We start from the raw sequence: 14639 nt of genomic DNA, 5'->3' as shown, positions 1-14639 counted from the left end.
TCACGCGTCAGTGTCCTTGCCTGTCTCGGCCTTGATATACGCTTCTTCGCTTTCCTCGATCCGTTTGGCACGTTTGCGCATCCGGCGGCGCAGCGTGAATTCGCCGAATTGCTGAATGGCCACGGCGAAAATACCCAGTCCGGTAAAAATAAGGACCGTCGTGCCGATCTTGCCCAGTGCGGTGACGGGTACAATTGATCCGTACCCGACCGTGGACAGGGTCACGACCGTGAAAAAATAGGAATCCAGCAGGCTCCAGCCTTCAACAAGATGGAAAAATACCGTCCCCGAAACGATCACCGTGATCAGGGCGGAAATCAGCGTGACAGGACGGGCCCATGTCATGACGCGGTGTTCTCCTGCACCTCTGCGATCACCCGCGCCCAGAGTTCCGGTGGTTGTGCGCCCGGCACCGCGTGTTTGCCATCCACGATGAAGGTCGGGACCGACGAAATCCCCATCTCGCGCGAATGGGCATCGCGCGCGCGGATGTCTTCGATATCTGCATCCGATTGCAGCAGGCGCATAACAACAGACGCGTCCATGCCGATGCCATCAGCGATATCGGCCAGAACTTCGGTGTCGCCAATATCCGCGCCATCGACAAAATAGGCCTGAAACAATTGCGAAACCGCCGCAGTCTGGCGGCCTTCTATACCGGCCCAATGGATCAGGCGGTGCGCATCCAGCGTGTTGGGCGTGCGCTCCATCTTGTCCAGATTGATCACAAGACCGGCTTTTTGCGCATGTTCAACCACCGGTGCATAGGCTGCAGCGGCGCGTTCCTTGCCGCCAAACTTGCCCTCAAGATAGGCGCGCCGGTCCATACCCTCGCGCGGCATGTCGGGGTTCAGCTGAAAGGGGTGCCATTCGATGGTGAACGGATGGTCAGGGTGTTGCGCCAGTGCCTGATCCAGATAGGTCTTGCCAATATAGCACCACGGGCAAATCGGGTCGGACATGATATCAAGCTTGATCATCTGAAACCTCATAATAGGCGCGCAAGGCGCGGCGCAGCAATTTTCCGTTGGCCCCTGTCGGCAGCTGCGGCAGGTGCACAAAAGCGCGCGGTTGTTTGTAGCGGGCGAGTTTGGACCGGGCATACCTGTCCAGCGCCGCATCGTCCAGTCGCTTTGGCCCGGTGTAAAATGCCGCGATCAGTCGCACGTCCTGTTTCACCTCGACATCGATGACGCCGATCGCGTCGATGCCCGGCATGTCAGACAGCGCTGCCTCGACCTCAAGCGGGGACACACGATAACCGCCCGCGTTCATCATATCATCGGCGCGCCCCAGATAGGTGATCTGACCGTCAACCGCCATCGCGCCCTGATCACCGGTCATGAACCAGTCGCCGTGAAACCGCGCCGCCGTATCCTCGGGGGCGTTCACATATTCCAGCATCAGCCCCGGATCATCGCGGCGAATGGCAATGGTGCCTTCCTGTCCCTGTGGCGCCGGGCCGTCATCGCCCAGTATCGCAACGCAGCGCCCGACCTGCGGCGTGCCCAACGCATCTCCGCGCGCCGGACGCGCCGGACCCGATGATATAAAAGTGGAACATTCCGACATGCCGTATGCCTCGTAGACCTGCGTGCCGGTGGCCACATGCCACGCCTCGCGCACCCGTTGCGGCAGCTTTTCCCCCGCGCTCAGCCCGTGGCGCAGATCGGGTGCCACGATCACCGGCGTTTCCGACAGGATTTTCCGGTAGACCCCGGGCGCGGCCGCGAAAATGGTCGCGCGATGAACAGCGATCAAATCGGACAGGTCGTGCAGGGCCACGTCGGAACCGGGGATCAGGGCTGTGGCGCCAAGGGTCCAGGGATCCATCAGGCCGGTGCCCAGCGTATAGGTCCAGTTAAATGCGCCCGCGTGCAGCATCCGGTCATCCGGTTTCAGAGCATACCAGTCACGCATCATCATGCGCCGCGCCCAGATCGCCCGATGCGCATGTGCCACCGCACGCGGCTTGCCCGACGTACCGGAAGTGTAGATGATATATGCGATCCGGTCAGGATCAGCCATGTCAAAGGCGAATTTCCCGGCCTCGACCGGATTGTCAAAAAAAGTCTTTACCTTCTCCAGAAGCACTGTGCCGGAATGATCCGGGCAGGCAATTGCAGGATCACGCAGCACCGCCTGCGGTTCCAGATCGGACAGGATCGCCGCAACCTCGGGTTCGGTCAGCTGGCTTGAGGTTGGCACCGGAACCAGACCGGCGGCGATCGCACCCAGATAGACAATCGGGAAATCAACCGAATTGCCCAACCGCATCAGCACGCGTGCACCCGGTGCAAGACCTTGATCGCGCAACCCCTGTGCAACACCCAGAACGGCCTGTTCCAGTTGCGCATAGGTCCAGTCCTGCGATCCCGACAGCGACAGGATCGACAGGGCGGTTTTGTCCGGGACATCGCGGGCCGCGCCCAGAACATAGGCAGCAAGGTTGAACGGGGCGGGGCAGGGCGGCGGCGGCCCGTGATCAAAGACAGACAACATGCCCAACCGCTAGCCCGCAGGCGCGCCCGTTGCAAGTACCCCGATGCAGTTCTATAGACGCACGCATGAACGCAGATGACCCCAAAAACCTGATCCGGATTGCCCGTGAAAACGGCCAGGACGAGACCGCCGAACCTTTGGATCTGGGCGCGCGCGTGCGTCAGTTGCGCAAAGCCCGCGACTGGACGCTGGAACAGGCTGCCCGTCAGGCCGGGCTTGCCCGTTCGACACTCAGCAAGATCGAAAACGGCCAGATGTCCCCGACCTACGAGGCGTTGAAGAAACTGGCGACTGGTCTGGAGATATCGGTGCCGCAATTGTTCACCGCCCCGCAGAAAAGCCGCGTCAACGGGCGCATGGCCGTGACCAAATCAGGCAGCGGCGCAGTGCGTGCCACCACCACATACGAGCACGAGCTTTTGGGCGACACGCTGACCAAGAAACAAATGCTGCCCTACCGCGCCCGGGTGCGCGCCCGCAGCATGGATGAATTCGACGGCTGGGTGCGCCACGATGGCGAAGAGTTTCTGTATGTGCTGACAGGCGTGATCCGCCTTTACACCGAATTTTACGAACCCGTCGAAATGCGCCGTGGCGACAGCGCCTATTATGATGCGGCGATGGGGCATAATGTTGTTTCGCTCAGCGACGAGGACGCTTCGATTTTATGGGTGACATCGCTGTCCTGATGGCGCAGGTGGCCCCGCGTTGTGCGCGTGCGCCCTAGCTTGGATCGTACCACCAAACTTCGGGCATGAAATTCGGCCCGTCGCCATAGACAGGCAGGCGATCGGGAAAACGCAATTCCCTGACATGCGCGATGCGCCCGACCGTGAATTGCCAGAACGGAATGACATATCGTCCCGTCGTCAGCACCCGATCCAGCGCGCGCGCCGCTGCGACAAAATCATCGCGGCTTTCCGATGTCAGCAACACATCAATCATCGCGTCCGCCGCGGGCGATTTCATCCCCATCAGATTGCGCGATCCGGGCGCGTCCGCATTGGCAGAGCCCCAGTAAAACCTTTGTTCATTTCCCGGTGACAGGGACAGTTCGCGCCGGAACGATGTCATGTCGAAATCAAATTCGGTGGTGCGCCCGGTGAACTGGGCATTGTCCACGGTTTCGATATCGGCCTGAATACCCAGACGTGCCAAGGCCGAAACATAAAGTTCGGCAATCGACTGGCTTTCCGTATCCCCCTGTTTCAGAAGAATGGTGAATGAGAACGCGGCCCCTTGCGCATTGCGCAGCACACCGTTCTGCACGGTCCATCCCGCGCGTTCGAACAAATCGGTCGCCTTGCGCAGGTTGACACGGTTACGGGCTGATCCATCACCCTGGGGCAGGGCATATCCATCCAGCGCGTCAGGCGGCAGAGTGCCTGTAAACGGCGCCAGCAATTCGGCCACACGGCCAGTTGCCGCGCCCGATTGCATCGCCAGTTCGGAATTCGAGAAATACGAGGTGATGCGCGGCTGCGCGCCACCGGTAAACGTGTCGTTGATGAATTCGAAATTGAACGCGTGGATTAAGGCATCGCGCACATCCAGATTGTCAAATGGCGCACGCCGCGTGTTCATGACAAATCCCGTCATCCCCGATGGTTTGGAATGGGGAATTTCGGATTTCACCACATCACCGCGCTGCACCGCCGGAAAATCATACTGGCTGTCCCACTTTTCGGCATTGAACTCGCGCAAGACAGTCAGGTTGCCGGCCTTGAACGCCTCGAACAGAACGGAATTGTCGCCGAAAAAGTCGATCCGGATTTCGTCCAGATTATGGGTGCCGCGCCGCAACGGCAGATCCTTGCCCCAATAATCAGGGTTGCGGGTCAAGATGACATAGCGCCCCGCCTCGTACCGGCTGACGGAATAGGGCGCGCTGCCGATGGGAATGGTGTCCAGCGCCGCTTCGGCAAAATCAATGCCATCCCATTGCGCTTTTTTCAGAATGGGGCGAAGTCCGGCGATCAGCGCCAGTTCGCGGTCCGCGGTGTTAAAGGTCAGGCGCAGCGACCGGGGGCCGGTCTGTTCGATGGTTTCGATCTGGGATCGCAAACCGTGATAGCGCGGGTGGCCCTGGGTGCCCAACACCTCGTAGGACCAGATCACATCCTCGACTGTGACGGGGCTGCCATCCGAAAACCGCGCCTCGGGGCGCAGGGTGTATTCCACCCATTCGCGATTCGCTCCGACCTCAATCGATTCGGCCAAAAGACCGTAAAGCGTGAACGGTTCGTCCCAACTGCGCCCCATCAGAGACTCGTACGCAAAAAACCGAAGTTGCCAGGGCGGCGTGCCTTTGCGCACGAACGGATTGAGTGAGTCAAAGCCGCCGGTGTTGCCCAGAACGATACGCCCGCCTTTGGGTGCATCTGGATTGGCATAGGGCAGCGACACAAAATCAGGTGGTAGGTCGGGGGTGCCATACATAGCTATGGCATGTTGCGGCGCACCATGCCCGATGTTGGCGAATAACATAGCGGCAAGAATCAGCGCATAAAGACGCAGAAAACCGCCGACGGGTTGGAAATAAACTGATCGCACTTTGGCAACAATCCTGCTCTGCCCTTGTTTTGTTTGCGCAGACGGTAACGGCAGTTTCATGTCTTTTCAAACTTTTAGCTTGGATGCAGGCTCGGAATTGCTTATAAGGAAGGCACTGCTCGATAGGTTTCTTGCCTGTATGAAACCTGCCTCAATAACTTAACGCCCGCTTCGTGCGGGCGTTTTTTTTCGCCCGGACCTTTTGTTTACTGGCCCATCATTCAAGGGGCGGTTCTACACATACCGGCACGACACACCACAGAAATCGGACCTGCAGGGGCGCACAATACCGATTCTTTTTGCGACCCTGTGAGGCGCAGAAATCAGAACCGCGGCCCGCGCTGTGGTTCTGTCACGGTCTTTTGGGTTTATTTCGCATCTGCAGCATGACAGATTGCGGCAAACGCCACCGGCCCCATCCAAAGGAGAGATCGAATGACCCTGTCAGGAAAAACCGCTGTGATCACCGGATCAAATTCAGGCATCGGGCTGGGCATTGCCATCGAACTGGCAAAGGCCGGGGCCGATGTGGTGCTGAATTCCTTTACCGACCGCCCCGAAGATCGCGCCATCGCCGACGGCATCGCGCAGGATCACGGCGTAAAGGCGCGTTACATACAGGCCGATATGTCCAAGGGAGATCAGTGCCGCGCCCTGATCGAACAGGCGGGGGCCTGCGATATTCTGGTCAACAACGCCGGCATCCAGCATGTCTGCCCGATTGACAGCTTTCCGGTCGACAAATGGGATGCCATCATTGCCATCAACCTCAGTTCGGCGTTTCACACAACCGCCGCGGCCCTGCCGGTGATGCGCAAGGCCGGTTGGGGCAGGGTGGTCAACATCGCATCGGCACACGGACTGACGGCCAGCCCTTACAAATCGGCCTATATCGCCGCCAAACACGGCGTTGTCGGCCTGACCAAAACCACCGCACTGGAAACCGCAGAAGAACCGATCACGGCCAATGCGATCTGCCCCGGTTACGTTCTGACCCCGCTGGTCGAGGCGCAAATTCCCGACACGATGAAGGAATACGACATGAGCCGTGAAGACGTGATCAAGAACGTCATGCTCAAACGTCAACCGTCCAAGGAATTCGCGACCGTCGAACAAATGGGCGGCACGACGGTGTTTCTGTGTTCCGACGCCGCCGCACAGATTACCGGCACCACCATCAGCGTCGATGGCGGCTGGACCGCCTTGTAGAATGCACCTTCTCCTCACCGCCAACCCGGTCACTGACCTATTCACCGCGTATCGCGGCAGATGACCAAATTGCGCATCAATCTGGCGCTTCAGGGCGGCGGCGCGCATGGTGCGTTTACCTGGGGCGTGCTGGATCGCCTGTTGCAGGATGATGATATCGAAATTGCGGGCATTTCCGGCACGTCGGCAGGGGCGCTGAACGGCGCCGCGCTCAAAGCCGGAATGCTCAAGGGCGGCAAACAGGGCGCGCGCGACAATCTGGACTGGCTGTGGGGCAAGGTGGGTGCCGTTCAGGATAATGCGCTGACCGGCTGGATGTATTCGTCGGGCCCGCAAGCCTATTCGCGCATGATCGAAAATTCCCTGCCGTTCATGATGGCCGACACATGGTCGCGCATGGTGTCGCCCTACAGTTACGGCCCGTTCTATTCCAATCCATTGCGCCCGATTGTCGAAACGTTCGATTTCGCCTCTGTGTGCGCCCACGAAGGTCCGGCCCTGTTCATCTGTGCAACACGCGTGCGCAACGGGAAAATCCGCGTCTTTGACGGCGACGACATCACAACCGAAGCGATCATGGCTTCGGCCTGCCTGCCGACGCTGTTCAAGGCGGTTGAATTGTACGACAGCGAAACCGATCAGAACGAGGCTTTCTGGGACGGTGGATATACCGGAAATCCGGCGCTGTTTCCTTTGTTTGCCGATGACCTGCCCAGCGACATCGTGATCATCAACATCAATCCGCTGGAACGCAGCGGCGTACCGCGCACCCCGCAGCAGATCCAGAACCGCATCAACGAGATCAGTTTCAATTCATCGCTTTTGCGCGAATTGCGCGCGATTTCTTTTGTCCAGCGCCTGCTGGAACGGGGCACGCTGGAACAAAGCGAGATGAAGCGCGTGCTGATCCATATGATCGCCGACGACGCATTGATGAACGATCTGTCAGTGGCCACGAAACTGGTGCCGACACCCTATGTGCTGAAAACCCTGAAAACGGCGGGGCAGCAGGCGGCAGAGACATTCATCGCCAGCCACAAGTCAGCGCTGAACAAACGCAGTTCGGTGGATATGAAGGACATGTTCGGCTGACAAGCGGGCAAGAGCGCCGGACGTAAAAATCCCGATCAGACGGAATTTACACCGTAAAGTCCTGAGTTGCATCAATGTCATCTTTTTTTCCAGTCTTAAGGTGATCGACAGACCGCATGTTTACTCTGGATAACGGCAATGCCCTTTTCTCGTCGTACCTTTATCTATGGCGCAGCCGCATCTTGTGGTGCCCTGCTGTTTGGCGGCGGCTATGTCTGCGGTTCTTATGGCGAAGCCGTTCCAGCCGCGCATGCTCGGGTCGGCCAGAAAAGTAGGCTGATTTCCACCCGTTTCGGCGATCTTGAATATGCTGTCGAAGGCTGTGGCGCACCTTTTCTCATGATTCATGGAACAGGCGGCGGGTTCGATCAGGGCTTACGGTTTGCAGGTCGATTGATTTCATCGGGTTTCCAAGTGATCGCGCCTTCGCGTTTCGGATATCTGCGAAGCCATATTCCATCCGAACCGACGCCAGAAAGCCAAGCGGACGCTTTTGCCGAATTGCTTGATGCGCTCCGCATTGACAGGATTCCCGTTGCCGGTGGGTCCGCAGGCGCATTGACCGCGTCGCAGTTCGCCCTGCGTCATCCTGACCGATGTTCACATCTGATCTTGCTTGTTCCCGCCATGAACCTGAGCAACCGGGATCCGGTCGAGTTCACCCGGCTGCAACGGTACTTTGTCGGAAAACTATTGACGTCAGATCGCTGGTTCTGGACGGCTTTGAAGCTGGCGCCAAACCAGTTGATCCGCACGTTGCTGGCCACAGATCCGGCCCTGCTGGATAAGGTGGAGCTATCCGAGCGCAACCGGGCGCACCTGATACTTGGGGATTTGATGCCAATCAGCCGGCGTTCGATCGGGATGGTCAATGATGCCAGATTTTCGGGTCATCCGACCGAAATTGATTTCACGCAACTGAAAGTTCCCACTCTTGTCGTGTCAGCCCAGGATGATTTGTTCGGGACTGCGCAAACGGCCCGCACCATTTCCGAACGAACACCTGACGCGAGACTGGTTGTTTTTCCTTCGGGAGGGCACATTTGGCTGGGCCATGATCAGGAGTTATCCGAGTTGATCACAGAATTCGTGGCGCAACACTGATCTTCAATTCATGGGGCAGCGTGCCTAACGCGCTTACCTCTTTCCGCTTTGACCCAAAATTGCCATTTAATACCGCCGCCTGATGGCTAACGTTTATCCACAGGCGGCACTGTCGGATCTTTTCCGTTGGGATAAACCAGCCCTGCGGAAATCACCAGTTTGGCGGCATCTTCCACGGTCATGTCCAGTTCGATCACGTCCTCTTTGGGAAAGAACAGCAAAAAACCCGATGTCGGGTTTGGCGTTGTCGGCACAAAGATCGACATCAGCGCGCCACTTGTTTCCGCCCGCCGCGCCACTTCGCCCTTGGCGGTGGTCGAAACAAAGCCGATGGCCCAGATACCCTTGCGCGGGTACTGGATCAGACAGGCTTTTTCGAACGACCTTTCGGATTGCGCGAACACGGTTTCCGAAATCTGTTTGATGCCAGAATAGATCGACCTGACGACAGGCATCCGGTCAACCACACCTTCGCCAAAGCGGATCAGCGACCGCCCGATCAGCCCCTTGGCAACCCAGCCGACAATGACGGTGAACACCAGAAAAATGAATACGCCAAGGCCGCGCAGGTTGATCCCGATATATTGTTCCGGTCGCAGGTTGGCGGGCACCAGCGGCAGCACGAAACCATCAATCCAGCCCACGACGGACAGGATCAGCCAGATGGTCAGCCAGATCGGCGCGATCACCACGATGCCCGTCAGGAAAGACGCCCTCAGACCCGCAAAGCGCCCGGCTTTGCGCGGCTTTTCTTCATCATCGAAAGGGGTGTTCATCTTTGACCCGTTCACTTGGTTTGCGGGTAATTCTTAGGGTGTTTGGTTTCACGCTACAATGGGCGAGATTGCATATGGCTGATCAGTCTGTTTTGGCGCTGAAAGCTTTGGCAATCTCTGCGCCAAGGCGTGCATTGTTCAGCACCAGTGCGATATTGGCATCAAGCGAACGCCCGTCGGTCAGTTCGAAAATCCGTTGCAGAAGATAGGGCGTCACCGCCTTGCCGGTGATGTTGTGACGTGTCGCATCCTGTAATGCGGTCGCGATCAGCGGGGCCAGAATCTCTGCCGGTATTTCGTCCTGTTCGGGTATCGGGTTGGCCACCAGCTGCCCGCCCGGCAGGCCCAGGGCCGCGCGCAAATCATGAGCGCGCGCGATATCGGCAGCGCTGTCCAGCCGCAACGGCGCGGCCAGATCGGACCCGGCCAACCAGAATGCTGGAAACATATCCTGACCATAGGCAATCACCGGCACACCCAGCGTTTCCAGCACCTCAAGCGTTTTGGGGACATCCAGAATGGCCTTGGCCCCTGCGGCAACCACCGTCACCGGAGTTTGCGCCAGTTCATGCAGGTCGGCCGAAATGTCGAAATCCGCTTCGGCCCCGCGATGCACGCCGCCAATGCCGCCGGTGGCAAACACCCTGATCCCCGCCAGATGCGCCGCAATCATCGTGGCCGCCACAGTGGTCGCGCCGGTTTTACCGGATGCAAGGCACACCGCCAGATCGGCGCGTGACAGTTTGGCGACGGATCTGGCACGTGCAAGCGTTTCAAGCCGGTCGTCATCCAACCCGATGTGAAGCTGGCCCGACATAACGGCGATTGTCGCCGGAACGGCGCCATTCTGGCGCACGGTATCTTCAACCTTGCGCGCCACGTCCAGATTTTGCGGATAGGGCATGCCGTGGGTGATGATCGTGCTTTCTAGCGCCACAACGGGCGCGCCACTGGCCCGCGCCGCGGCAACTTCGGTTGAAAAGTGCAGATCAATCATGACGGTGTATCCCCTGAAACATAGACAGCAGCCGCCCGCAGCGCGCGCGACAGCGCATCGGCGCGATCCGATCCGGCATATTCGGCGGCAATGTGAGCGGCCATAAACGTATCGCCCGCACCTGTCACCCGCGTTACCAGAACCTCTGGCGGGGCCTGCGTGATCACGCCTTCCACGCTGCCGTCAGACGCGTCCTGACCGCCATTTGTAACCAGCGCGCGCATCGCTCCGCGCGCGACCAGCGCAAGGGCGGCCTCGTTCGAACTGGAAAATTCCGTGTGGCACAGCAATCCGGCTTCTTCCAGATTGACATATAAAACACCGCGCCGCTGCGCGATGAACGGCGCCAACCGCTCGGCCTTGCCCGGAGACGCGGGCGCCACCCGCAAGTCAGCGGCGCCAAACAGACCAGACGCCGCGATATGGGCCAGTAATTCGACGGTCAGGTTCCCGTCCAGCGCCACGGGGCCGCGATAGGGTGTGGCGGCCGTGCCCAGCGGCCCCACGATCAGCGGGCGCAGGATCTTGTCGCCCGCGGCCTCAAGCGAATGGGCATCGGCAATGGCGGCAATCAGGCCGTTCGCCCCTTCTACTGCCATATAGCGGTCTGTGGGCAGATCATCGGACCGGTAGACATGATCCGTGATCATACCGCGCGACGTGCATGCGGCGATCATTTCATCGCCTTCGGCATCGCGCCCGATCGCTGTCAGCAGCGCTGGGGTCATGCCAAAGCGCGCCAGCGTCATCGCGATGTTCATTGCCACGCCACCGGGCAGGCGGGTGATACGGCCGGGCACATCCGATCCCTGACGCATCGCACTGGGCGAACGCCCGATCACGTCCCAAAGAACGGACCCGATGCACAGGATGTCAGGCGAAACTGTCATGGCGCGTTTGTGGCGGGGATCAGGGCAGGGCGCAAGTCACTCTGGCACGGCAAATGTCAGCGCCGCCCACAATGTTTCCCAAACCGTTCCACTGTCCTTGGGCGCTTCGCGCAATACCACCGCATCCAGCAGATAGCTGTGCCCGTTTGTCACCGGCACCGTGGCAATGCCGGACGCGTCCGTTTGCGTGATACTGACCGTAACGCTGCCATCCGGCGACCGGTCAAAGATTTCGACCTGCGCATCTTCGCGCGGCAGCCCCTGATACAGGGCCTGCACACGCATGCCCCCATCCAGAACATCATTGTAAGGGTTGGTCAGCGCGACAAATTCGGTTTCCATACCTGTCGGTGCATCCTCGCCGGCACCGTCCCCGACCGCGACAAGCGCCTTGGCATAGCGGAAATAGGTTTCCTTGAACGTGTCGGTGGGAAATCCCAGCGCCTCGTGCCGCGCGCGCATGTCGCCAAAACCCTTGTGATTGGCAAATTCCTGGAATTTGTCCCATTCCGTATAGGTCAGCCGGCTGGCAGTGGTTTCATGCACGATGACCAGCAAACCTTCACCTTCCACCGGCTGTTGCAATGCCGGAGAATCGCCCATGCGACCCGCAACAGGGGCAACCACGCCGTTCAGGATCATATCAAATCGGGCGAACCGGTTTTCGAAAAACGCAAGGTCTATTCCTTTGAAATTCTGCCCGTTTTTCAGGTCGGCCTGCAGGATTGTGCCGTTTTCAACTTGAAAGTTTTGTGGTTCAATCCAGAATTCATGAGCAGACACAGCGCTGATGGAAAACATCAGCGCCAGAACGGACAGGGCAAGGCGGAACATGCAGAATCTAACCTTCTTTCGGATGTTCCATAAGCTGCGCCTGATCCTGATGTTGTCAACCCTCTTGGCACTGCTGTCGACCGCGTTAAGCGCGCATGAAGTGACACCGACCATCGCTGATCTGAGCGTGGAAGGCGGCGAAGTCACGCTGGTTTTGCGCCTGAATGCCGAGGCGTATCTGTCCGGTATTGATCTGGACGGCGTCGAAAATACCAATGATACCCCGCAATCCAATGATTACGATGCCCTGCGCGCCCTGACACCCGCAGAGCTTGAGGCGCGATTGGCCGCTTTTGTGCCCGGCTGGGCCGAAACGATCGAAATAACGGCAGACGGGCAGACAGTGCCCCTGACACTTGCCAGTGCCGAGGCCGGAGAGGTGGGCGATATCGAATTGCCGCGCATCACCCAGTTAACCTTGCGTGGCCCGATTGCAGAAAATGCAAAGTCCCTGACCTTTGGCTGGCCCAGGGGCGCTGGCGCGCTGGTATTGCGCCAGCAAGGCGTGGAACAGCCGTTTACGGATTATATCGAGGCCGGCTCCACCAGCCCCGATATCGACCTGCGCGGCGGCGGCGGGCAGGGGTCCTGGGCCACGTTTGGCACCTATATTCCAATTGGTTTCGATCACATCCTGCCCAAGGGGCTGGATCATATCCTGTTTGTGCTGGGGCTGTTTTTCCTGTCCACCCGCTTGCGTCCGCTGATCTGGCAGGTCAGCGCGTTTACGCTGGCCCACACGGTCACGCTGGCCCTTGGGGCGCTGGGATGGGTCGCAATTCCGGCCAGCATTGTCGAACCGCTGATTGCGGCCTCAATCGTCTATGTCGCTGTGGAAAACATCCTGACAGACGGGCTTAGCCGGTGGCGTCCCTTGGTGATCTTCGGGTTCGGGCTGCTGCACGGTCTGGGCTTTGCATCGGTGCTGGGCGAATACGGATTGCCCGACAATCAGTTTTTTCCAGCCCTGATCGGGTTCAACATAGGGGTGGAACTGGGGCAGCTGACGGTGATCGCCATTGCCTTTGCCCTGCTGGGATACTGGTTTCGTGACAAACCGTGGTACCGTGCGCGCATCGCGATCCCCGCATCGGTTCTGATTGCGCTGGTCGGCGGTTACTGGTTCGTGGAGCGTGTGTTTCTTTAACCCATCGCCGCCTGCATGGTCTTCAACATCGCGACCGGATCATCCGTGGACCAGATTTCATCGCCGATGCCGAAAAAATCGGTGAAAGGCGCAAGGCCGCGCACCAGATCAAGATCAAGCGCGCCCTCGGCAACGCAGGGTACCTCGACCACGTCGGACCACCATTCAAAGATTTCCTGTTCGGCGCGTGATCCATCGCCGAGCGCGGTTTCCCCGACAGGGCCGAAACTGATGTAATCCGCGCCCGCTTCGCCCGCAATCAGCCCGTCATGACGCGACGTGCCGCAAAAGCTGCCGATGATCGCATCTTCACCCAGTTGCTTGCGCGCATAACGCACGGATTTCGACGCATCCAGCAAATGCACACCGTCCAGCCCCAGACGTTCCACCAGAACCAGATGTTCCGACAGCACCAGTGCAACATCGCGGGCATGGGTGATCTCGCGCAGCGTGTCAGCGGCGCGGGCAATCGTATCTTCGGACTGACCAGCCATCGCTAGGCGCACGCAAGCGACAGGGCACTGGTCCAGCACCTGCGCCAGCAGGGGCGGAAAGGCCGACAATTCGAAATGGGCAGGGGTGATCAGATAGGTTTGTGGCTGCTCTTGTTCGGCCATGGTGAAACGTCCCTTTGGTCTTTGAAAACCGCATTTACCCTGTCTGGGCGCAAATGCAAACGGGCAGGTGAATATTGCGGCTGTCATTGAGGGTTCGGATTGCATGATACCGACGGGCCGCGTAGAGCAGGGGCGCATTTCTGGGGATTTCGCGATGCCGACCGACACGCCACAACCTGTCTTTATTCTGGTGCGCCCGCAAATGGGCGAAAACATCGGCGCGGCCGCGCGCGCGATGTGGAATTTCGGGCTGGACCGGATGCGGATCGTTGCGCCGCGTGACGGCTGGCCTAATCAAAAGGCGGTCGTGATGGCCAGCGGCGCAGGCCGCCTGCTGGACGAGGCCGGTGTTTTTGACAGCGTGGCCGATGCCGCGGGCGATTGTACCTATGTGTTCGCCACCACCGCGCGCCAGCGCGACCTGACGAAAACGGTCATGTCGCCCGAACACGCGATGCAGATCGCCCGCGACAGGATCGCAGGCGGGCAAAAAGTGGCGGTGCTGTTCGGGCCGGAACGCGCAGGTCTGGAAAACGAAGATATCGCCCGGGCCGATGCGCTGATCTCGGTTCCGGTGAACCCTGAATTTCCGTCGCTGAACCTTGCGCAATGCGTTTTGCTGACGGGCTATGAATGGCGCCGCCATGCCGTGGACGTTACGCCGCAAAGCGTGGAACTGGCCGGCACTGACTGGGCACCGGTGATCGAGATTGAAAAACTGGCCGAGCATTACGAGAACCGACTGGAAGAGGCCGGTTTCTTTTTTCCGCAGGACAAGGCCGCCAGCATGAAAATCAACCTGCGCAATCTCTGGGCCCGCATGGCGCTGACCCGTGCGGATGTGCAGATGTTGCACGGCATCCTGCGCCAGATGGTCCGCTGGAAAGAACGCGGGTCGTAACCGCTTGAAGCGGCCCT

Annotated in this window: 15 protein-coding genes; 6 read left to right on the top strand and 9 right to left on the bottom strand. The window is 59.2% G+C overall.

All coding sequences use genetic code 11. The annotated features are described in order from the left end of the window. From OLX72_RS16560 to OLX72_RS16550, 3 genes are read right to left on the bottom strand one after another with little or no spacing between them, the layout of a single operon-like run. Positions 1-345, bottom strand: coding sequence for a potassium channel family protein (locus OLX72_RS16560; protein WP_114870094.1), 345 nt, complete (start codon positions 343-345; stop codon positions 1-3). Then, on the bottom strand, positions 342-980 hold the full coding sequence (locus tag OLX72_RS16555) for a DsbA family oxidoreductase (RefSeq protein ID WP_205389222.1): 639 nt from the start codon (positions 978-980) through the stop codon (positions 342-344). Before OLX72_RS16555 ends, OLX72_RS16560 begins: the two co-directional genes overlap by 4 nt. Further along, complete coding sequence (locus OLX72_RS16550; protein WP_433989130.1) at positions 967-2502, bottom strand: AMP-binding protein; 1536 nt, start codon at positions 2500-2502, stop codon at positions 967-969. Before OLX72_RS16550 ends, OLX72_RS16555 begins: the two co-directional genes overlap by 14 nt. Positions 2503-2567: 65 nt before the next feature. Between OLX72_RS16550 and OLX72_RS16545 the strand changes: the two genes are divergently transcribed. After that, on the top strand, positions 2568-3191 hold the full coding sequence (locus OLX72_RS16545) for a helix-turn-helix domain-containing protein (RefSeq protein WP_114870097.1): 624 nt from the start codon (positions 2568-2570) through the stop codon (positions 3189-3191). Between the two features lie 34 nt (positions 3192-3225). On the opposite strand, the gene OLX72_RS16540 is transcribed toward OLX72_RS16545, so the two are convergent. Beyond that, positions 3226-4941: an extracellular solute-binding protein gene (locus OLX72_RS16540; protein WP_433990472.1), complete on the bottom strand. Its 1716-nt coding sequence runs from the start codon at positions 4939-4941 to the stop codon at positions 3226-3228. Positions 4942-5490: 549 nt separating this feature from the next. Between OLX72_RS16540 and OLX72_RS16535 the strand changes: the two genes are divergently transcribed. From OLX72_RS16535 to OLX72_RS16525, 3 genes are all read left to right on the top strand, one after another. Beyond that, positions 5491-6264, top strand: a complete 774-nt coding sequence (locus OLX72_RS16535) for a 3-hydroxybutyrate dehydrogenase (protein WP_433989129.1) — start codon at positions 5491-5493, stop codon at positions 6262-6264. Positions 6265-6324: 60 nt separating this feature from the next. Next, positions 6325-7356, top strand: coding sequence for a patatin-like phospholipase family protein (locus OLX72_RS16530; protein WP_433989128.1), 1032 nt, complete (start codon positions 6325-6327; stop codon positions 7354-7356). A gap of 138 nt (positions 7357-7494) precedes the next feature. After that, complete coding sequence (locus OLX72_RS16525; protein WP_433989127.1) at positions 7495-8460, top strand: alpha/beta fold hydrolase; 966 nt, start codon at positions 7495-7497, stop codon at positions 8458-8460. 86 nt (positions 8461-8546) lie between these two features. On the opposite strand, the gene OLX72_RS16520 is transcribed toward OLX72_RS16525, so the two are convergent. From OLX72_RS16520 to OLX72_RS16505, 4 genes are all read right to left on the bottom strand, one after another. Further along, entirely contained in the window at positions 8547-9236 is a 690-nt protein-coding gene (locus tag OLX72_RS16520; protein WP_114870101.1) for a DUF502 domain-containing protein, read from the bottom strand. Between the two features lie 82 nt (positions 9237-9318). Continuing rightward, positions 9319-10233: a pseudouridine-5'-phosphate glycosidase gene (locus tag OLX72_RS16515; RefSeq protein ID WP_114870102.1), complete on the bottom strand. Its 915-nt coding sequence runs from the start codon at positions 10231-10233 to the stop codon at positions 9319-9321. After that, a complete protein-coding gene (locus tag OLX72_RS16510; protein WP_114870103.1) occupies positions 10230-11123 on the bottom strand; it encodes a PfkB family carbohydrate kinase in 894 nt (297 codons plus the stop codon). Before OLX72_RS16510 ends, OLX72_RS16515 begins: the two co-directional genes overlap by 4 nt. A gap of 36 nt (positions 11124-11159) precedes the next feature. After that, entirely contained in the window at positions 11160-11957 is a 798-nt protein-coding gene (locus tag OLX72_RS16505) for a DUF4198 domain-containing protein (RefSeq protein ID WP_433989126.1), read from the bottom strand. Between OLX72_RS16505 and OLX72_RS16500 the strand changes: the two genes are divergently transcribed. Continuing rightward, on the top strand, positions 11956-13104 hold the full coding sequence (locus OLX72_RS16500; protein ID WP_254684762.1) for a HupE/UreJ family protein: 1149 nt from the start codon (positions 11956-11958) through the stop codon (positions 13102-13104). The genes OLX72_RS16505 and OLX72_RS16500 overlap by 2 nt on opposite strands. On the opposite strand, the gene OLX72_RS16495 is transcribed toward OLX72_RS16500, so the two are convergent. After that, positions 13101-13721 (bottom strand): thiamine phosphate synthase, encoded by a 621-nt coding sequence (locus OLX72_RS16495; RefSeq protein ID WP_114870105.1) that lies wholly within the window; start codon positions 13719-13721, stop codon positions 13101-13103. The two genes, OLX72_RS16500 and OLX72_RS16495, sit on opposite strands and share 4 nt — an antisense overlap. Positions 13722-13875: 154 nt before the next feature. On the opposite strand from OLX72_RS16495, the gene OLX72_RS16490 reads away from it, so the two are divergent. Next, positions 13876-14622 (top strand): RNA methyltransferase, encoded by a 747-nt coding sequence (locus OLX72_RS16490; RefSeq protein WP_114872244.1) that lies wholly within the window; start codon positions 13876-13878, stop codon positions 14620-14622. Positions 14623-14639: the final 17 nt, after the last annotated feature.

The sequence above is a fragment of the Sulfitobacter sp. TBRI5 genome, from assembly GCF_051013555.1.
Lineage (GTDB): Bacteria > Pseudomonadota > Alphaproteobacteria > Rhodobacterales > Rhodobacteraceae > JL08.
This window is presented reverse-complemented; position numbering and strand designations above follow the sequence as displayed.